Source organism: Collinsella sp. OM06-18AC, assembly GCF_003438785.1.
Taxonomy (GTDB): domain Bacteria; phylum Actinomycetota; class Coriobacteriia; order Coriobacteriales; family Coriobacteriaceae; genus Collinsella.
Map to the genome: position 1 here is coordinate 109,678 of NZ_QSTX01000003.1, position 20,034 is coordinate 129,711.

The 20,034-nt window shown below is 59.0% G+C and carries 15 protein-coding genes; 8 read left to right on the forward strand and 7 right to left on the reverse strand.

Annotated features, from left to right (window positions below):
* Positions 1-46 precede the first annotated feature (46 nt).
* Positions 47-982: a hexose kinase gene (locus DXB86_RS02960; protein ID WP_117736145.1), complete on the forward strand. Its 936-nt coding sequence runs from the start codon at positions 47-49 to the stop codon at positions 980-982.
* 334 nt (positions 983-1,316) lie between these two features.
* On the opposite strand, the gene DXB86_RS02965 is transcribed toward DXB86_RS02960, so the two are convergent.
* Together DXB86_RS02965 and DXB86_RS02970 are read right to left on the reverse strand one after the other, a co-directional pair.
* Complete coding sequence (locus DXB86_RS02965; RefSeq protein WP_369831475.1) at positions 1,317-2,945, reverse strand: UDP-glucose--hexose-1-phosphate uridylyltransferase; 1,629 nt, start codon at positions 2,943-2,945, stop codon at positions 1,317-1,319.
* Positions 2,936-4,141, reverse strand: coding sequence for a galactokinase family protein (locus DXB86_RS02970; protein ID WP_117736096.1), 1,206 nt, complete (start codon positions 4,139-4,141; stop codon positions 2,936-2,938). Before DXB86_RS02970 ends, DXB86_RS02965 begins: the two co-directional genes overlap by 10 nt.
* A 383-nt stretch (positions 4,142-4,524) precedes the next feature.
* Between DXB86_RS02970 and DXB86_RS02975 the strand changes: the two genes are divergently transcribed.
* Complete coding sequence (locus DXB86_RS02975) at positions 4,525-5,511, forward strand: LacI family DNA-binding transcriptional regulator (protein WP_117736097.1); 987 nt, start codon at positions 4,525-4,527, stop codon at positions 5,509-5,511.
* A 129-nt stretch (positions 5,512-5,640) separates the two neighbouring features.
* Positions 5,641-6,801, forward strand: a complete 1,161-nt coding sequence (locus DXB86_RS02980; protein WP_233504127.1) for an FprA family A-type flavoprotein — start codon at positions 5,641-5,643, stop codon at positions 6,799-6,801.
* Between the two features lie 66 nt (positions 6,802-6,867).
* Here DXB86_RS02980 and DXB86_RS02985 read toward each other — a convergent pair whose 3' ends face one another.
* Complete coding sequence (locus DXB86_RS02985) at positions 6,868-7,671, reverse strand: DeoR/GlpR family DNA-binding transcription regulator (RefSeq protein WP_117736098.1); 804 nt, start codon at positions 7,669-7,671, stop codon at positions 6,868-6,870.
* Between the two features lie 334 nt (positions 7,672-8,005).
* Between DXB86_RS02985 and DXB86_RS02990 the strand changes: the two genes are divergently transcribed.
* Positions 8,006-8,863 (forward strand): class II fructose-bisphosphate aldolase, encoded by an 858-nt coding sequence (locus DXB86_RS02990; RefSeq protein WP_022095149.1) that lies wholly within the window; start codon positions 8,006-8,008, stop codon positions 8,861-8,863.
* A gap of 322 nt (positions 8,864-9,185) precedes the next feature.
* Here DXB86_RS02990 and DXB86_RS02995 read toward each other — a convergent pair whose 3' ends face one another.
* The 3 genes from DXB86_RS02995 to vsr all read right to left on the reverse strand — a co-directional run bounded on the left by DXB86_RS02995 (position 9,186) and on the right by vsr (position 12,282).
* Positions 9,186-9,809 carry an HAD family hydrolase gene (locus DXB86_RS02995; RefSeq protein WP_089572377.1) on the reverse strand — a complete coding sequence of 208 codons (624 nt, stop codon included), beginning with the start codon at positions 9,807-9,809 and terminating at the stop codon, positions 9,186-9,188.
* Positions 9,810-9,865: 56 nt separating this feature from the next.
* The gene (locus DXB86_RS03000) at positions 9,866-10,795 is read right to left on the reverse strand and encodes an AraC family transcriptional regulator (protein ID WP_158555267.1); all 930 of its coding nucleotides are present in this window, start codon (positions 10,793-10,795) and stop codon (positions 9,866-9,868) included.
* Between the two features lie 497 nt (positions 10,796-11,292).
* A complete protein-coding gene (gene vsr, locus DXB86_RS03005; protein ID WP_117736100.1) occupies positions 11,293-12,282 on the reverse strand; it encodes a DNA mismatch endonuclease Vsr in 990 nt (329 codons plus the stop codon).
* 140 nt (positions 12,283-12,422) lie between these two features.
* Between vsr and DXB86_RS03010 the strand changes: the two genes are divergently transcribed.
* Together DXB86_RS03010 and DXB86_RS03015 are read left to right on the forward strand one after the other, a co-directional pair.
* Positions 12,423-13,208 carry an ABC transporter ATP-binding protein gene (locus DXB86_RS03010; RefSeq protein WP_117736101.1) on the forward strand — a complete coding sequence of 262 codons (786 nt, stop codon included), beginning with the start codon at positions 12,423-12,425 and terminating at the stop codon, positions 13,206-13,208.
* A complete protein-coding gene (locus DXB86_RS03015; RefSeq protein WP_117736102.1) occupies positions 13,198-15,399 on the forward strand; it encodes an FtsX-like permease family protein in 2,202 nt (733 codons plus the stop codon). The genes DXB86_RS03010 and DXB86_RS03015 overlap by 11 nt, the downstream gene beginning before the upstream one ends.
* 327 nt (positions 15,400-15,726) lie before the next feature.
* Here DXB86_RS03015 and DXB86_RS03020 read toward each other — a convergent pair whose 3' ends face one another.
* Positions 15,727-16,692: a response regulator transcription factor gene (locus DXB86_RS03020; protein ID WP_158555268.1), complete on the reverse strand. Its 966-nt coding sequence runs from the start codon at positions 16,690-16,692 to the stop codon at positions 15,727-15,729.
* A gap of 329 nt (positions 16,693-17,021) precedes the next feature.
* On the opposite strand from DXB86_RS03020, the gene ptcA reads away from it, so the two are divergent.
* Entirely contained in the window at positions 17,022-18,095 is a 1,074-nt protein-coding gene (gene ptcA / locus DXB86_RS03025) for a putrescine carbamoyltransferase (protein WP_117736104.1), read from the forward strand.
* 132 nt (positions 18,096-18,227) lie between these two features.
* Positions 18,228-19,667 (forward strand): APC family permease, encoded by a 1,440-nt coding sequence (locus DXB86_RS03030; RefSeq protein ID WP_117583531.1) that lies wholly within the window; start codon positions 18,228-18,230, stop codon positions 19,665-19,667.
* The last annotated feature ends 367 nt before the right edge of the window (positions 19,668-20,034 follow it).

Genomic DNA, 20,034 nt, shown 5'->3' on the forward strand with positions numbered 1-20,034 from the left:
TCGTATGTTTGGGGTGGGTCATGCCGCCCCGGAACAGGAGTTCAACATGATTCTGACCGTTACCATGAACCCGTCGATTGATACGCGCTATCAACTCGACAAGCTGATTATCGACGACGTGAACCGCGTGACGCCCGAAAAGACCGCTGGCGGCAAGGGCCTCAACGTGAGCCGCGTGCTGCTGCAGCTGGGCGACGACGTGCTCGCGACCGGCCTGCTCGGCGGCCACATGGGTGCCTATATGGCCGAGCTTATGGATGCCGACGGCGTCAAGAACGACTTTGTGCCCATCGCCGGCGAGACCCGCATTTGCCTGAATATCCTGCACGAGGGTAATCAGACCGAGCTGCTGGAGAGCGGCCCGCAGATCGCCCCGGCCGAGCTCGAGGCCTTTACGGCCAAGTTCGCCGAGCTTGCAGCGAAGGCGGACGTTGTGACGCTTTCGGGCTCGCTGCCTCGTGGCGTCGATGCCGGCTACTATGCTGAGCTCGTCAAGATCGCCGAGGAGGCGGGCGCCAAGGTGCTGCTCGACACCTCGGGTGCATCGCTGGAGGCCGCGCTGGAGTCCGACGCTAAGCCTGAGCTCGTAAAGCCCAACCTGACCGAGATTAACGGCCTGCTGGGTACGTCCTTTACGACCGATGATGTCGATGCCCTGCGCGAGGCGCTTGCCTCCGATGGCCGCTTTGCCGGTATTCCCTGGGTTGTCGTTTCGATGGGTGCCGCCGGTTCGGTGGGCTTCCATGAGGGTCGCGCGTTCCGCGCCAAGACGCCCGCGATTGCGGCTGTGAACGCGACGGGTTCCGGCGACTCGACCATCGCCGGCTTTGCGCATGCCATTGCTGCTGGTGTCGACGACGTCACGGTGCTCAAGACTGCCAATACCTGCGGCAAGCTCAACGCCATGGACCCCAAGACCGGCCACCTGGTCATGGACCGCTGGGACGAGATCTACAACAACGTTGTCGTGACTGAACTGTAGAGTTACGGCGTTTTACCAAACACCGTAACGGCTCGACGCTGCAAACGCCCCTAAGCGGCAATCTGACGTTCAATCGTCGGGCATGACCAGAAGGTCAATGCCCTCCTCTTTCACGTCACCTTGCTCGCTTAGGGGCGTTTTCGCTGACAATGCCAAGGCAACGCCGATGTCTTGGTCGCAAGTAGTCATTGGGGACGTTCTTGTTTGACTAGTCGTTTAAGAACGTCCCCAATGATTAGCCAATAAAACGGCGCCCGTCGGCGATGTTGCCGGCGGGCGCCGTTGTCGTGTGGGCGGTTGTGTCGTGGCCGCTGATGAGGCTCGAACTCGTATGCTACAGCGAGTCGATAAAGCGCTGCTGGGCGGCGCGGCCGGCTTCGTCCCACTTAAAGACGCCGGCGTTGTCGAGTACGTGGCCAAACACCACGCCGACCTCCTCGTGCAGGATATCGATGGCGTTGTCGGCCGTAAGCTCGTCGGCGCGGCGGGCAAAAACGTCCTCGGCCCATGCAGCGTGGCTGCGGCAAAGATCATCGCCCTCGAGCGCACCGGCGAGATCGTAGCTGGCATCGGCCTTGGCCGCTAGCAGGTGCTCGCGGACAGCGCCGAGCTCGGGAACCAAGCGCGGCGGCAGAATGGCCAGGCCCATGACCTCGATCAGGCCGATGTTCTCCTTCTTAATGTGATGGTACTCGGCATGCGGGTGGAAAACGCCCAGCGGATGCTCGTCGGTCGTGATGTTGCAGCGAAGCGCCAGGTAGGCCTCGTAAATCTCGCCGCCGGCGTTGCCGCGGGAGTCGACGCGGCGGATGACGGGCGTCACGGTGTTGTGCGCTACGCCGTCGGCCGTGTGCGCGATAACGCCCACAGACTCGTCGGTCCACTCGCGCCAGGCGAGGATAATCTTCTCGGCAGCGTCGAGCAGCTGAGCGCGGTCATGCGAGCGCAGGCGCAGCACCGAGAGCGGCCACTGCAGCACAGTGCCGGTGACCTGGTCAAAACCGGGCACGCTAAACTGCGAGACCTCGGCGGCATGCATCATGGGGAACTCGTGCGCGCCGCCCTGGAAGTGGTCGTGCGACAAGATCGAGCCGCCCACGATAGGCAGGTCGGCGTTGGAGCCGATGAAGTAATGCGGGAACAGGTCCACAAAGTCGAGCAGGCAGGTCAGGCCCTTGCGGTCGACGTGCATCGGACGATGCTCGGAGCTCATGGCAATGCAATGCTCGTTAAAGTACGCGTACGGGCTGTACTGGAAACCCCAGCGCTCGCCGTTGAGCTGGATGGGGATAATGCGCAGGTTCTGGCGAGCGGGGTGAGCGCCGCCGTCGGCTGCGGCGGAGCGTCCGGGATAGCCCTCGTTTTCGATGCAGAGCTGGCAGGCGGGATACTTCTCGCCCGTGTTCTTTGCGGCACCAGCCGCGGCGATATCGCGTGGGTCCTTCTCAGGCTTGGAGAGGTTGATGGTGATCTCAAGATCGCCCCAGTTGGTGGGGGTGCTCCATTTGATGTTGCGCGCGATGGCGGCGCGGCGCACGTAGCCGGCGTCGCAGCACAGGCCGTAGAACCAGTCGGTCGCGGCGCGGGGCTCGTTGACGCCCATACGTCCGTTGAACTCTTCGGTTATAACCGAAGGCCTCGGCATGAGCGCACCCATGATGCGCATGGCGATGCGGTCGCGGCCTGACGCCGTGTCCTCGGCGGCACCGTTGGTAACGGCGGCCTCGGAAAGCGCGGCAAGCGTGCCTTCAAGATCAAAGTCGGGCAGGGTATTGGGGTGCAAGAGCGAGAGTTTCTCAACCTGGAGCGCCCAGGCCATATCGAGCGCGGGACCCGTAACGCCGATGCACTCCAGAATGGTGTTGTATGCCCAGATGCGATCGTCCTGGCCGATCATCGATCGATGAATGGCGTACTCGATCAGGTTCTGCGCGGCTTCGCTCACGTCAGTCATTACAGCCATGCCGCGTAAGCCCCCTTGTCAGAGATGGCGTAGTGACGGGCAGAGCCCTCGCCCAGCCAGCCGTTCATCTTGGCAATGAAGGTGTCGACCAGATCGAGCGGCACGAAGACCTGGATGGTGCCACCAAAGCCGCCACCGTGGATACGGACGGCGCCGCGGCCGTCGAGCACGTGCTCGGCCAGCGCCAGGGCATACATGGAAGGCTGCTCGGAACCCAGCTTGGCAACAACATTCTGCAGGTACATGGCAGAGCTGGCGCCGGACTCGCGCGTCAGGACCAGGAACTGGTCAATGTCGCCGGCGTTGAGCGCTGCCCAGCGCTTGTCGACCAGGCCGTTCTCGTACCAGTAGTGAACGGCGCGCAGGCAGGCGCGGTCGCCCAGCTTGGCGCGCAGCTCGGGGAGTTTAGCGTCAAAGTCGGCAACGTCGACCTCGCACAGGCGTGCCTTGCCAAACTCGGCGGCGACGTCCTGCATCTCGCGCGGAACGGCGGCGTAGTCGTCGGTGGCGGCCACGTGGTCGGCGCCGACCTTAACAAGCACGAGCGCATAGCCGTGATCCTCAAAGTTGAGCTCGAGCTTCTGGGTTTTAGGCTGAGCCTGGTCCTCAAAGTCCATGTAGGCAAGGCCGCCCAGGCACACAGCGGCCTGGTCCATCAGACCGCAAGGCTTGCCGTAATAGTTGTTCTCGGTGCGCTGGCTCATCTGGGCGAGCGCGACGGGCTCGATGGCGGGTGCGCCCCAGAGGGTTTCCATGGCACGACCGTACGCGGCCTCGACAGCGGCAGAGCTGGAAAGACCGCCGCCCGAAGGGACGGAGCAGGTGAAGGCGAAGTCGAAGCCCTGGGGCTCAACGCCCAGAGCAGCGATTTCGTGGGCCATGCCGCGGACGAGGCTCGCGGACGTGCCCTTCTCGGACTCCTGAACGTCTAGCGTGTCGAGCGCGATCTCAAGCGTGGGGTAGCCCTCGTCGGCAACGCGGACCTTGTTGGAATCGGTTGCCACGGCGATGCCGTCAACAGCGACATCGAGCGAGCCGGCGATAACGTGGCCGCCCTCGTGGTCGGTGTGGTTGCCGCTGATCTCGGAGCGCCCGGGCGCGTGCACGTAGAGCACCTGGCGGTCGCCGATGGGGCCAAACTCCTCCTCAAACAGCTTGGTGAGCGTGGCGAATGTCTTTTCGTCGGGGGTGGTCATGGGGGTCCTTTCCTTGGCGCGCACGGGTGGGTTTTGCGTCGTTATGAGTACGTTAACAACTTAAAGCGGCATGAACCAAGTATTCACAATGCCGCACGTTACGGGCTATGTTAACGTACTCATAACACATCGCTTGTCACTTTTTGAGAATCTGGTAATCGGTAGAAATTCAGCCGTGAACGGTACTGCCGTATGGACTTATAGAGCAGAAGAGTTGCGGATTGAAAAAGTAGAGTACGTTAACATGCGTCCGACGATAGCGGGCTTCGGCGCGGGGTGTGTTTCTGCCCGGGCCGGCATGCACGCTATTCAGATCTCGCAAGTGTGAAGGTGATCCTGTGGCAAGGCGCCCGTCCAACGATACAGGTACGCGTCCGGTCTCCATGGCGGACGTCGCCCGCGCTGCTGGCGTTTCGCAGCAGACGGTTTCACGCGTCGCCAACGGCCTCCCTAACGTCAACAAGCAGACGCGCCAGCGCGTGCAGGCCGCTATGCAAGAGCTCGGCTTTCGTCCGAGTTATGCCGGTCGCTCGCTGCGCGACGGCCGCTACCATTCGGTCGGTCTGTGCGTCAACGATGTCACCAAGTTTGGCAACCTCTCAATGATCGACGGCATCGCCAGCGCTGCTCGCGAGCATAATTGCGCCATCACGCTGGTCGAGATGTCCAAGACCGAGGAGTTCTCGCTTGCCGAGGCAACGCGCCGTATGGCCGCGTTACCCGTCGACGGCATTATTATCGGCATGAGTCGTATGGCGCCCGATTTTGAGACGTTTGATCCACTGCCGGGCATTGGCACGGTTATCGTCACCATGTATGCGCATCCGCGCGTGACCACAGTCGATTCCGACCATTACGGCTGCTCGCTGTTGCTTATGGACCATCTGTTTGAGCTGGGGCACGAGCAGATTCGCTATATTGGCGGCCCGTCGTTCTCGGTCGACGAGCAATTTCGTCGCGCCGGTTGGCAGGATGCGCTCGAGCGTAAACACATCGAGCCGGCAGAGCCGCTCGAGGGCGACTGGTCTGCTAACAGCGGTTACGAGGCCGGCAGGTACCTGGCCGAGCATGACCGCGCCATGACGGCGATTTACGCGGCAAACGACCAGATGGCAAACGGCGCTATTGCAGCGCTGCGCGATAGCGGCTTGCGCGTGCCCGAGGACGTGAGCGTGGTGGGCGTCGACGATTCGCTCGATGATTTTGTCGCACACAACGAGCTCACGACCGTGCGATTCGATCTACATCAGCGCGGACGCGAGGTATTCGAGCATGCGGTTCCCGAGGCGGGCGCGGCGGACAAAACCGTTGCCATTCGTATTCCCGGACAACTCATCATTCGACATAGCACGGCGATACCGCGCGCATAGTTTGTGCTGATAAACGGCGATTTATCGCATTTCAATAACAATCGGTAAGGATGCCGGCAGATAGCTGTTGGGATGCAGCCGAGTGCTATGATAGACGGGCTCTTTTGTCTATCTAGGAGGCTTTGCCTGATGGAGATCACCAAGGATATCCGCTACGTTGGCGTCGACGATCACGACATTGACCTGTTCGAGGGCCAGTACGATGTGTCCGAGAACGGTATGGCATACAACAGCTACGTTATCTTGGGCGAGAAGATTGCCGTCGCCGATTCGGTCGATGGCGGCTTTGTCGATGAGTGGCTTGGTAACCTCGAATCCGTGCTCAACGGCCGCACGCCCGACTACCTGGTCATTCACCATATGGAGCCCGATCACTCTGCTGGCATCGCCGCCTTTATGGAGCGCTATCCCCAAGCGCAGATTGTGGCCAGCATGGGCGCTTTCCGCATGATGGTCAACTACTTTGGCACCGACTTCCCCGAGCGTAAGATGGTCGTCAAAGAGGGCGACGTGCTCGATCTGGGCAGTCATAGCCTAACGTTTGTCGGCGCTCCCAACGTGCACTGGCCCGAGGTGCTGTTCTCTTACGAGGCCACCAACAAGGTGCTCTTTAGTGCCGACGGCTTTGGTAAGTTTGGCGCCAACGACATCGAAGATCCGGAAGGTTGGGCCTGCGAGGCTCGCCGCTACTACTTTGGCATCGTCGGTAAGTTCGGCAAGTTTGTGCAGGCCGTGCTCAAGAAGGCCGCCGATCTGGACATCCAGATCATCTGCCCGCTCCACGGTCCCGTTCTTACCGAGAACCTGGGCTATTACCTCGACACCTACAACACCTGGTCGAGTTATCAGCCCGAGGACGAGGGCATCACGATTGCCTATGCGAGCGTGTACGGCCATCTGAAGGCCGCCGTCGAGGAGCTCGCCGCAGCACTCGAGGCTCGCGGCCAGACGGTCTCCGTCTTTGACTTGGCTCGCGACGACATGGCCGAGGCCGTTGAGGATGCGTTCCGCTATGATCGTCTGGTACTCGCTTCCATTACCTATCAGGGCGAGATCTTCCCGTTCATGAGCACCTTTATCCACACGCTTGCCGAGCATGCCTACCAGAACCGTACGGTGGCGCTCGTCGAGGGCGGCTCCTGGGCGCCCGCAGCTGCCAAGGTTATGACCAAGGAACTCGAGGGCATGAAGGACATTACCCTGGCGCAGAACAAGGTGACCGTGCTGGGTTCGCTCAACGACGCCTCGCGCGCCCAGATTGAGGCCCTCGCTGACGAGCTCTCCAAGTAGCGATACGTTCACTTTTAACGCTCAAACCACCACAAAGGGGACAGGCACCTTTGTGGTGGTTTTTGTTTAAGCGCCGGCGATGATGAGGGCTGGACGAGCGTCGTTGGCTAACTCGGCGATCGAGGTGGCGACGGCATGGTCGGGGTCACGGTCCATCACGATGGTGCCGACATCGGTCAGTTTGGCAAAGCGGTACATGCCGCGTCCGTTGACCTTGCTGGCGTCCATGAGGGCAACGCCTTGACGGGCGGCGGAGATCATGGCTGTTTTGGTCTCGGCCATCTGCGGAAAGTCGGTCGTAAAGCCGCAGCCGGGAACAAAAGCGCCGGGGCACATGACGGCAAGGTCGGCATGAACCATTTGGATCGCCTGCATGGTGAGCGGTCCGTACAGATAGCGATGACCTTTGCGCAGTGCCCCGCCCAGCATGACGACATCGACCGAGGGCATGCTCTCGTCGATGTAATCGGCGATGGTGATGTCGGCCGTGATGACGGTGATGCCGTCGCGCTGGTCGAGCAAGCGGACAAATTCGAGCGCGGTGGTGCCCGAGTCGACAAGCAGTGTGTCGCCGTCATTGACGAGCTCGATGGCGCTTTGCGCGATGGCCTGCTTGGCGGCGACGTTGACGTTGATGCGGCGATCCTGCGTGGAGACGGTCAGGCGCTTGTGGAGCGATACGGCACCACCATGTGTGCGGCGCAGCTTGCCTGCTTCGGCGAGCGCGTCCAGGTCGGCGCGGGCGGTGACGGAGGACACGCTAAAGGTCTGGGCGATTTCTGCTACCTGCACCGAGGCGTTGTGCTCGAGCATTTCCATAATGGCGGTACGGCGTTCGTCGGCAAATGCACGGTTGGTAGCTTGGGCCATGGTTGCTCCATTCTCGGCTAAATTTGCAGGAATTGTGTTGACTCCATTTTCGTTCATTTTCTTTTTGAGTAAGAAAACACCTTTCGATTACTTATCTTTTCTATAAAAGAAAGACGCTGAACGCCCAAAATTCAATATCGAACACGCCCGCTCGGCTCCAATTCCTTCCGTTTACTTTTCAAAAACGACTGTATTGACCTGCATGGGCTCAATATCTCGCACATGCATACCCGCTGAATTTCATACAATGAGCGCAGCAAAACGCAAGGTAAAACACCTTGTGAACAACTACGCCCGATGTCCAGATGCGGGCGAGGGAGAGGAGCAAACGCTCATGGCACTTGTTACCACCGAAAAGATGCTCAAGGACGCTCAGGCCGGCCACTACGCTGTTGGCGCGTTCAACGTCGAGAACCTCGAGTTCGTTATGGCCGTTCTGGCTGCTGCCGAGGAGACCAAGTCCCCCGTCATCATGCAGACCACCCCGGGCACCATCAAGACCGCTGGTCTGGACTACTTCTACGGCATGGTCAAGGCTGCCGCCGAGCGCGCTTCCGTGCCCGTCGCCCTGCACCTCGATCACGGCGATGGCTATGACCGCTGCATGCAGGCTTTCCGCACGGGCTACACCTCCGTCATGATCGACGGTTCGCACGAGTCCTTCGAGGACAACATTGCCCTGACTAAGTCCGTCGCCGACGCTGGCCGCGCCATGGGCGTGCCCGTCGAGGCCGAGCTCGGCAAGGTCGGCGGTAAGGAGGACGACGGTCCTGCGGTTGAGGGCGAGAGCCCCTACACCGATCCTGCCGAGGCCAAGGAGTTTGTTGAGCGCACCGGCTGCACCTCGCTGGCCATTGGCGTTGGCACCAGCCACGGCGTGTACACGAGCGATCCTCACATCGAGCAGTCCGTGGTCAAGGCCATTCGCGACGCCGTCGACGTGCCGCTGGTCCTGCACGGCACCTCCGGTGTGCCCGATGAGCAGGTTGCCGAGGCTGTGAAGAACGGCATCTGCAAGGTTAACTACGCCACCGAGCTGCGTCAGGCTTACACTAAGGGCTTCATGGCCTACATGGCCGAGAACCCCGCCTGCTTCGATCCTAAGAAGCCGGCCAAGGAGGGCATGCGCGAGATCACCGAGCTGGTTAAGATCCGCATGACCAACCTCAACTCTGTGGGCAAAGCAGAGTAACAGCAAGGGTACTCCGACTCGCTACATATCCCGGGGAGGGACGAGGGCTTAGTTCCCCAATCGTCCTCGGGCATGCAAAAAGCCTCGCTGCGCACTTCGTGCGGCGAGGCTTTTTGCCCCCTGCGGAAAGATTGGGGAACTAAGCCCTCGTCCCTCCCAGGTTGACCTACTCGAGGTCGTCGCCCTTGTGGCGTTAGGGCGGAAAATAATAAGAAGCCTTCGCGCTGCGGAATGATTTTGGAAACTAAGTACGGGGACCCGCCCAAGCCGTTCTGCTCAATCGCCCTTGTGGTGTTGGGGCTGAAAGGGTGGGACGCGTGGGTTATTTGGTTGTTAGGGTTAGTAGGTCGTTGGGGGTTTTGAGGTTGTAGGTGGCGTTTGGGATATCTTGGTGTGATCCCCATGCTGCTCGGGCAAAACTGACCCCTGCTGAAGTTGCGCATTGTTCGTCGTAGACGGTGTCGCCAACGTAGACGACGTTGCCAGGATTCGCGCCCGCACGTCGGAGATATTCGAGCATGGGTGCGGGTGCGGGTTTATGTTCGGTTGTGTCTTCGACAAGGATGATGTGCTCAAAATACTTATCGAAACCAAGGGGTGCAATTTCTTTTGCGTATTCGTCGCGCGCACGTGAGGAGACGATGCCAAGTTTGCAGCCGCTATCGGCGAGTGTTGCGATGACTTCAAGCAAACCTGGAAACACGCTGATGGTGCTTTTAAAGCTGGCGGCAACTTGGCACCAGCGATCCAACGTTGCCTGCGAGTAGATCCCAAGTTTCTCAAGGGCATCCTTGCCGGGTATGCCGAGGGCAAAGTCAAGCTCGTGTCGGGGAAGCGTTTTGCTGGTCTCTTCTTGGACAATCTGGACAAGCGATGACAGAACGCTTTCTTCTGTATCTGCCAATGTCCCATCAACGTCAAATACGATATGGTCAAAGTGCTTCATATGATTGCTCCTCTCTGTTGTTTGCCTGCAAGTTTGATGCAGTGACAGAAGAAGGGTTAGCGGGATTTCTGCCTGGTGCTATCGAGATTCTGCCTCGCTGCTCGATAGCTCGAAGGAGTGCACCCCATTTGTTCTTTAAATACCTGGCCAAGATGGCTTGCTGTTATAAATCCGCATTGGCGCGCGACTGTCTGTACCGTTCGCGTGGTGTGTGCCAAAAGTTCGCAAGCACGGTTTATGCGGTATGCGCGTAGATATGCCGCCGGGGTCGTTCCTGCACAAGTTTCGATAATGCGGTAACACTCTCTTTCGCTTACGCCGGCTGCAGATGCCATCTGGGGCACATCTATAGCGGCTGCATAGTTTGCGCGGATAAAGTCCAGGATTGCCTTGAACTGTACGTCGCGGCGGGTCATCCAAGAGGCGCCGTCGGAAGAAAAGAGCGGTTCGGTCTTGGCGTTAATCTGAATCCAGAGCTCTGACAAACTATTTCGAAGCGCCATCTCGTTCTGCGGCCGTTGAAGGTCGTGGCTAAAGGAGCTCTTCAGCAAATCGATAAAGGGCATATCGTCGGGATTGGTGGGCGACCATTTGAGCACATCGACGCCTCGACATTGAAGCAATGGGTTGATGTAGCGCTTTTGGAGACGCCCCGCGGGATCGCCGAGCATCGACGGCTGAAAGATATGCAGCATTTGAATGGCTGGCGCCGAATTGGGTGATTGCAGCGTGCTGTGCAAAACGCCGCCGTTGATAAAGCCGGCGGACCCTTCCTCAAAGCGTACGTGCTCATGAGCCGCGTGCGTTCGATAGTCGATCGCTCCCTGCTCCATGTAGAAAAGCTCAACTTCGGAATGCCAGTGCCAGGGGACGGAATTGCCCGGATAGCGAGCGAATTCTGCGCGTTCGGCAATATAGGGCCAGTCTTCGGCGGTCTCGGGAAACGCTTCCTCGCGTCCTCCGCGGTGCAATTCTATGTGATCCATGTTTCGCATGGCATCAGTATAAAGCGCGATGGGCTTAGATTGCTCTTGCCTGTTCGGGGAACGCCTTGTCTAGGGATGCTTGGAGCTTTTCGAAGGATGCTCGTAAGTTGAGGCTCTGATCGGCTGAGCGCTTGGTTTTTGTGGTGGGGGAGTCGAGGGGGCTGTTTCTCTGTGTCGGGGGGAAGGAGAAAAGGTCTGCATGTGTTAGGGATGGCTGCTGTGCTGCGTCATTGGAAGAATGCATGCTTATGCGGCCTCCTCGATGTCCGCCAAAAGGTTGCGCACGGGGCGTGCTGCTAGGTCCCGTGCGTTGGCAGTATTATGCCGCGGCTGCCGCAAAGAAGCGCTAAAGAAAGGCTTAACCTGGTTTGGTGTTACGATGAAACTGCAGGTCAGAGGTATTGAGTAACACTCTTGAAAGGTTTTGGGCTTAAGGGCTTTCTAAGGTTTGTGACGTGGATGTGGCGCGGACGTACGGAGCGTGTGAATGCACGCTGTTAGCGCTGCGGCTCTGCGGCGCGCACCTGCTCGATGACCTTTTCCATCGTGGCGTCGATGCGGTCTTTTTTAAGCTCGCATTCCCAGATGGTTATGGGTGTCCAGCCCATTTGAGTGAGTGCTGCCACGGCAGTGCGGTCGCGCTCGACGTTGCGACGGAACTTTGCCTCCCAAAACTCAACGTTGCGCTTGGGCTGGCTAGGGTTGCACTTGGGGCAGCGGTGCCAAAAGCAGCCGTTGACGAAGATGGCGATCTTGCGCCCGGGAAAGGCGATGTCGGGCTTGCCGGGAACCTTCCATTCCAAGCGATAACCCGTAAGGCCCGCGCCGCGCAGGCGCTGGCGAACGAGCAGCTCGGGTTTGGTGTTCGCACGCTTGTTGCCCTTCATGGACTTTTTGATGGCAGCGCGACGGCGCACCAGTTCGCGCTCGTCGGCGGAGAGGTCTGAGGTATCGATGCCGTCGAGCAGGCCGGGCTTGGGGCGTTTTTTGCTACGGCGCTTAGGTTTGTGTTTGGGTTTGGTGGCAAGTTCGTCGGCTGTGGTGGTCTCGGCATCGTTGACGGCGCCGTTGGCCTCAAGCCGATCTTCCTTCAGCTCAATCAGCGAATCGATAAGCCCCTTGTCGGCGGGCATCCATTCCACCGTGGCAAGCGAGGTGCGTGGAATCCAGCGGATATCGAGCTGACGGTCGTGCTTCTGGGGCTCGCCGGACTCTTTAGCCAGCGAGCAGTAATAGCACTCCATTGAGAGATGAAAATCGGGGTAGTCATACTCAACGGTGTAAAAATCACGCAGGTTGGTGACGTTTACCTGCAGCTCTTCCATAAGCTCGCGGCGCACGGCGTCTTCGGGTGTCTCGCCGCGCATGAGCTTGCCACCTGGGAACTCCCATAGTCCCTGCATGTCGCCGTAGCCGCGCTGCACGGCAAGCAGCTCGTCAGATCCATCCTTGCGAATGATCCCAGCGGCAACATGAACAGTCTTCAACAGGAGTCCTTTCTCAACATCAAAACGTTCCCTGCACTACCTTACACAACGGTAAGGCAAGCGTAAGCCATATCGATGGTAGCCGACTCGGCTTCTTGCGACTATAGATGCCGTAGACTAATCGCAAGAAAGGACTCGGTATGCAAACCACGCACATGGCGACCCCGGTACTGGAGGTCGCGCATCTCGAAAAGGTATATGGAGCGCTGGGCAACGTGACCCGCGCGCTCAACGACGTCAGCTTTACCGTCAACCGCGGTGAATTCGTCGGCATCATGGGCGCTTCGGGCTCGGGCAAGTCGACGTTGCTCAACTGCGTGTCGACCATCGATGCCGCCACGAGTGGCACCATCCGCATCAACGGCCAGGATGTGACGCGCATGAAGCAGGCCAAGCTTTCGCAGTTCCGCCGCGAGGAGCTCGGCTTTATCTTCCAGGACTCCAACCTGCTCGATACGCTCACGGCACGCGAGAACATCGCCCTGCCGCTCACCATCGCCCGCACAAGCTCGGCCGAAATTTCGACCCGCGTGCAGGATGTGGCCGCGCGTCTGTCTATTAGCCAGGTACTCGACAAGTACCCCTACCAGATGTCCGGTGGTCAGCAGCAGCGCGTTGCCGCGGCTCGCGCGCTCGTCACCGACCCCACTATGATTATGGCCGACGAGCCCACCGGCGCCCTCGACTCCAAAAGCGCCCGCCTGCTGCTCGAGAGCCTGGAGGCCCTGAATCGCCGCCTGCGCGCCACCGTTCTCATGGTCACGCACGATAGCTTTGCTGCAAGTTACACGAGCCGCGTGCTGTTTATCCGCGACGGCAAGATCTTCACCGAGCTGCGCCGCGGCGACACCGACCGCCGGGAGTTCTTCGACCGCATTATGGAGGTCGTTGCCATGATGGGCGGTGAGGGCTCCGATGCTCTGTAAACTCGCTTGGGGCAACGTCCGCCGCGCCGGCCGCGACTACCTCGTCTACCTTTTGACGCTCACCCTGGGCGTCACCGTCTTCTATGCCTTTAACACCGTCTCGATGCAGGTCGACATTGCCGGCATCGATGAAGAGGGCTTGGCGCAGGTTATGGGCAGCATGCTCGGCTACCTGACGTACTTTTTGGCCGGTGTCATGGCCTTTTTGATGGTGTATGCCAATAACTTCATCATGAAACGCCGCAAGAAGGAGTTTGGCCTGTACCAGGTGCTCGGCATGGGGCGCGGGCGCGTCGCCACGATCATGGCGCTCGAGACGGTGATCGTTTCGGTCGGCGCCTTTGTCGCCGGCATTGTGCTGGGCGTGGGGCTTTCCCAGCTCATGACGTTCTTTACGGCTTCACTCTTCAAGACGCAGATCGCCAATTTCCACTTCTTCTTCTCGGTGCATGCGTTCAACCTGACCCTTGCCTGCATGCTCGTAATGTTTGTGCTCACGCTGCTGCTGAACCTTCGCGCCGTGCGTCGTACCAAACTCATCGAGCTTATGGGTGCCGAGCGTCGCAACGAGAGTATCAAGACACGCAACCCCTGGATCGCGATTGCCATCTTTGCTGTGGGCGCGGTGCTTGTGGGCGTGGCCTATTACCGTCTGCTGCGCGACGGGTTCCCGCTCACCGCGACCGATACCAAGCTGCAGGAGGCCATGAACCAGTTTGGTATCACCACGGCCATGGTTACGGTGGGTACCTTTGCCCTGTTCTGGGGCCTTTCGGGCATGCTTATCAAGCTGCTGCAGGGCCTGCGCAGCGTCTATTGGCGCGGCCTCAATATGTTTACCGTACGCCAGCTTGCGGCCAAGGTCAATACGGTGTGCTTTTCGATGGGCGTCATCGCGATGATCCTGTTTTTGGCCATCACCTCGGTGACGTGCGGTATGTCGATCGCCAACGTGATGAACGAAAACCTGGAGCGCTATAACCCTGTTGACGTGTCTCAGACGTATGTCTATTACACGCCCGAAACGCTCGACTACTACAAGGAGTATGTCAATCCGTCTGAGGCCGATCGCATGGTGCTGGCCGATGCAACGGTCGATTTGTACGCTGCATGGCATGGCGAGCGCAAGTCGGCGGACAACAACGACGAGACCGGCAAAAAGGTCAATATCGCCGATGTTGCCGGTGAGCATGTGCAGATCGATTCGTATCTGAGTTACCCGCTTGGCGGCTCGGGTCCCTCGGTAGCTGCAGGCGAGATGTGCAAGGCCATGGGCGAAAAGCTCCCCAAGGTGCTCGAGGGTAGCAATGCCGATGATATGGGCCTGTTTGTGACGCCGGCGAGCCAGTACAACAAGCTGCGCCAGATGATGGGCGAGGAGCCGGTGAGCATTGGCCGCGACCAGTACGTGCTTACGTGTGATATGGGCGGTGAGCTGGGCGACCTGTACACCAAATATATGGCCGGCGGCCATACCCTCACCTTGGGTGGGCATGAGCTCAAGCCCGCAACCGATAAGTCGGACAAGGACACGGCGGCCATCGCCAACTCGGGGCTCGGTAGCAATCCCGGTACCGTGGTCGTTGCCGATGAGCTGCTGTCCCAGCTTAATCTGCAGCCGTATGCCAGCAACCTACTCGTTAACTACAAGCGAGGGATGGATGTTGCCGAGGCCGATGAGCTCATTAAATACACTATGCTCGACAACCTGCTCGTTGACGGCAAGGAGCCGGGTTCGTGGGGAGTCTTCATGACACGCTCCGAGCTATATACGCAGGCAGCGCAGATGAACGGCATGATTAGCTATCTGGCTATCTACATCGGCTTTGTACTGGTCGTTGCATGCGCGGCAATTCTGTCGATCCAGCAGCTCTCCAACGTGGCAGATGGCAGCCGCAGCTATCGCGTGCTGGCGCAGATCGGCTGTGACGACCGCCAGATTCGCCATTCGGTGATGGCACAGCAAGCGGTGTTCTTCCTGTTCCCGCTGGCAGTGGGTCTGGCGCACTCCTTTGTGGCGCTCAAGGTGATCATCGAGCTGGTGAGCACGTTTGGCAACATGAGCATCGGCGGCACGGTGGGCCTCACCTGTGCGATTTTCCTGGCAGCCTACGGCGGCTACTTCCTGGTAACGTACCTCATGAGCACCGGCATGGTGCGAGCTGCCATCGCCACCCGCTACAGCGAGTAGCAAGCGGGCAAAACCGTCGCAAAATCAGAGCGAATAACCGCCGCGAAGGGAGTCCAGCTCCCTTCGCGGCGGTATTTTGCGTATCTAGAGCATCTCAGATGCAAGTGAGTAGGCTTTTTTGGATCTGCCGAGCACATCGCGGCAAGTGCTCAATAAAATCGCAGGTCAGGGCTGTGGCGATTCGGGGTGTGCTCGGCCTCCTGCAAAAAGTCTACTCACTTGGTTTTGGCTGCTAGAAGACCGCCGTGAGGGAAGGCAACTTCCTCGCGGCGGTTGGCGTTCGCCCAGATAAAACCTGCCAAAATAAACCTGTCCCTTTTTGGCAGGTTATCGCTTCCAAAAGTGGAGGATGAGCGTCGTGCGGTTTTGCTGTTCGGTTTTGACCAGGATGTTGTGGATGTGGGTCTTGACGGTACCCACGGCAAGGAAGAGCTCGTCAGCGATCTCTTGGTTCGATTTGCCCAACACAACCAGACGCATGACTTCGGTTTCGCGGTTGGAGAGCTTGTAGGCGTTGCGATAGAAGGGCATCTGCTCTTCGATGTGTCGATCAAGATCGCTGACGTTCTTTTCCTCGGGCGCCTCCTGCATGCGAATCGAAAGCACGTGATAGGCATAGATGATCAGCAGAATCGCAAAGTAGCACGCAAAGATGTTCTCGCTAAAGTTGCGCTCGGACAGGTACAGCTGCAGCCAAGAGGGTGCCAGGCTCATGGGAACAACAAGGATGTTGTAGAAATCCTCGGCAACGATGCACCCGACCAGAATGGCGCCGATAATGAGGTGCTTTCGTTGATTGTTGACGCGCGCCTTAAGCTCGACCTGCGTGCTTTTATGCGCCGTCCAAAAGATATACAGTCCCACAAATACAAGGAATACCTGACGCATCGTGTAGTAGAGCCATTGATGCATGGGGCCGTAGGGGACAGCGACAATGATCAGCAGCTCGCTCAGGAAGAACGTTGCGACGGGAATAACAAACTGCTTTTTTGAATGTTTGTCGAGCAAGTCCATGGCAATGAGCCAGATAAAAGCTTGTGAAGCGGTCGCCACAAGGGTCCGCAACACAGGCATGGTAATTGAGTAATAGTCGCTGGCTGGAAAACTCTGGTTTTGCAACGTGTATTCAAAAAAGAAGATCTCGGTCATCTCGATGGCATAGCAAATAAAAACGCCGCTGCCATAGATAAAGAAGCGTCGACGAGACGAGGCATAGGCGGCAAGCGAAAGCACTGCCGTCACAATACAGATCACGAGTATCGCTAGGGTATAGAAGAACATCAGGGTGTTCATCTGCCACCGTCCCATCTCATTTCATCTATGGTCGAGCCCTGTATACCTTGTGGGATATAGACGTCTCAACCCTTCGTTCCATTGCGGATTAGGCGCCGAGATACAGCATAGCCGTATACCGTTCGCGGTTCTAGGTAGTAAACCCCCTGCAAGCTGGCTACCTGCGGGTTTATATTGGTTTAGAGGGGGTGTAACTCCGTGAACGGTCTTTAATCCCGAATAAACTAGGTAAAAAATGCATACGGGTGAATGATGGTCTTGTCAACACGAGGCGTGATGTTCGAGCGCCTCATAGCAATAGTCGGCACGACCGGCGGAAAGGAATCGACATGGCGTTGCCTAAGGATTTCATCGACACCAACGACTTCACCAAAGAGCAGATCCTGGCTATCGAGGATCTTGGCCTGGCAATGAAGAAGGCCATCAAGGTTGACGGTTATTATCCGCACCTGCTCCGCAACCAGAGCCTTGGCATGATCTTCCAGCAGGTTTCCACCCGCACCCGTCTTTCCTTCGAGACCGCTATGACCGACCTCGGCGGCCATGCTCAGTTCTATGGCCCTGGCACCATCCAGCTCGGCGGTCACGAGTCCCTGGGCGACACCGCTCGCGTTATGGGCTCGCTGCTCGACATCATGATGGCTCGCGTTGACCGTCACAAGGACGTCGTCGGCCTCGCCGAGGGCTCCGCTGTGCCCGTCATTAACGGCATGTCCGAGTTCAACCATCCCACGCAGGAGATGGGCGACCTCATGACCATGCTCGAGAACCTCCCCGAGGGCAAGAAGATCGAGGACTGCACCCTGGCCTTCATCGGCGACGCCACCCAGGTCTGCGTCTCCCTCATGTTCATCGCCTCCAAGGTCGGCATGAAGTTTGTCCAGTTTGGACCCAAGGGCCACCAGATCCCCGACGGCGGCCTGCACGTTGGCACCGTTGAGGAGCGCGCCGAGTTCGGCAAGCAGATGATGGCCATCGCCGAGGAGAACTGCAAGGTCTCCGGCGGCTCCGTCGTCATCTCCGACGACATCGAGTGCATCAAGGGCGCCGACTTCATCTACACCGACGTGTGGTATGGCCTGTACGACGAGGAGGTCTCGGGCGAGAACTACATGGACGTGTTCTACCCCAAGTATCAGGTCACCATGGACATGATGAACTTCGCCGGCCCCAACTCCAAGTTCATGCACTGCCTGCCGGCCACTCGCAACGAGGAAGTCGTCGACGAGGTTATGGACGATCCCGAGCGCTCCCTGTGCTGGGTCGAGGCCGAGAACCGCAAGCACTCCATCCGTGCTCTCCTCGCTGCCCTGGGCAAGCGCACCCCGCTCAACGACGAGGGTGTCGAGTACTCCGCCAAGGCCGAGCTTCACGCCGCTCTCGAGGCTCTCGAGCAGCTCTAAGCCTTAAGCCTGCTAAACGCACGTTTGCGGGCGGCGGATGCTCGTCTCCTGTCGCCCGCTCACCGAGGCTCAGGCAATTGCCTTAGTACCTTGGGCCTCGGATCTGTCCAAGACTGAGCGAAGGAGCTCATCATGAGCGACGGAAAGAAAAAGCTTTCCTTTTTGACGGTCATTTCGACCATCATCTGCGTCGTCTTCGTTTGCGAGGCCGCCGCTCCTGCTGCTGCCATTGGCAACCAGCAGTTCTTCTGGTGGATCTTCCTGATCCTGACCTTCCTGCTTCCTTATGGCATGGTTGTTGCCGAGCTCGGCACCACCTATGACGGCGAGGGCGGCATTTACGACTGGGTACGCGATGGCCTGGGCGACAAATGGGGCGCCCGCATCTCGTATTACTACTGGGTCAACTACCCGCTGTGGATTGCCTCGCTGGCTACCATGTTCCCCGACATTTTGGGCATGGTCTTTGGCGTTGAGTTCAACTTGATCGCCAAGATGGGTATCGATCTTGCCTTTGTGTGGATCGTCTACCTCATGGGCCGCTCCAAGGCGGCCGACTCCGAGTGGGTCCTTAACGGTGGCGCCATCATCAAGGTCGCCGTCGCCGTTATCGTTGGCGCTTTGGGCATTTGGTATGCCATGGAGAACGGTTTTGCGAACGACATGTCCGCTGCCACCTTCCTGCCCGAGCTCACCAACACCAACGCTCTCGGTTACCTGTCGATCATCATCTTTAACTTCATGGGCTTCGAGGTCATCTGCACCATGACCGACGACATGGCCGATCCCGCTCGCGATATCCCCAAGGCTATCATCGTCGGTGGCCTGTCCATCGCCGTGATCTACCTGTTCGCTGGCTTTGGCATCGGCGCTGCTGTGCCGGCCGATTCCATCGACCCCGACTATGGCATGATTGTCGCAGTCCAGACCATGGTGGGCGACTCCATGATCTTCAAGGTCATCTGCATCGCCTTCCTGATCACCCTGTTCGCCAACATGGCCGCCTGGTCCTTCGGCGTCAACTCCGTCGCCCGCTACGCTGCCGAGCACGGCAACATGCCCAAGGTCTTCGCCTCGATGATTTCGGATGATGACATGCCCAACGGCGCCAACCTGGTCAACGCCGTCGTTGCCTCCCTGGTGCTGTGCCTGCAGCTCGTTCCCATCGACGCCATCTCCAACGGCGTCTTCTGGATGCTCTTCGGCACCTCCGTCGTCTTCCTGCTGCTGACCTACATCCCGATGTTCCCGGCGTTCCTCAACCTTCGCAAGAACGACCCCGACCGCGAGCGCATCTTCACGTTCCCGTTTAAGGGTGCCATGATGAAGGTCATGCTGGCCATCCCTTGCATCGAGCTGATCCTGGCCATCGTTGCAACGCTGGTGCCGCTCTCCGCCGCCGAGATTGGCGACAAGCTCCCGATGATCGTTATCTTCATCGTGCTTCTGCTCATCGGCGAGGTTGTCCGCGTCGTCAGCGCCAAGGGCCGCGAGACCGAGTACAAGGGCCTCACTCCCGAGCTGGCAGCTCAGCGTCTCGCTGAGGAGGCCGCCGAGGCCGAGGAGAACTAGAGCACCCGGTTCTGGGGCTCCAACCCTCCTCGCGTACCAACGTGCGCTTCGTCGGGCTTGTCGCTCCCGACTCCGGGCACTCTAGCCTCTTCGGAGACGTGCCCAAAGCGACAAATATGCTCACTATTTCCTGGGGCGGGTGCGAGCGATAGCTCCGGTAACCACCGCCCGCCCCAACCTCTCTCTCGTATCCTTCGTGCGTTTGTCTCCACGCACTTGGTTACGTTGCCGCTCGTCGGTGCGGCTCCGTGAAAACCGGCACCGGGCGCCCCGACCTTTGCCGGGGGACGGGCGCCCACTATCTCTTGGTTTTAGGCTGCGGGCAATCCGCCCGCGGCAAACGGTCGTTCGATTTGGAGGAAATCTT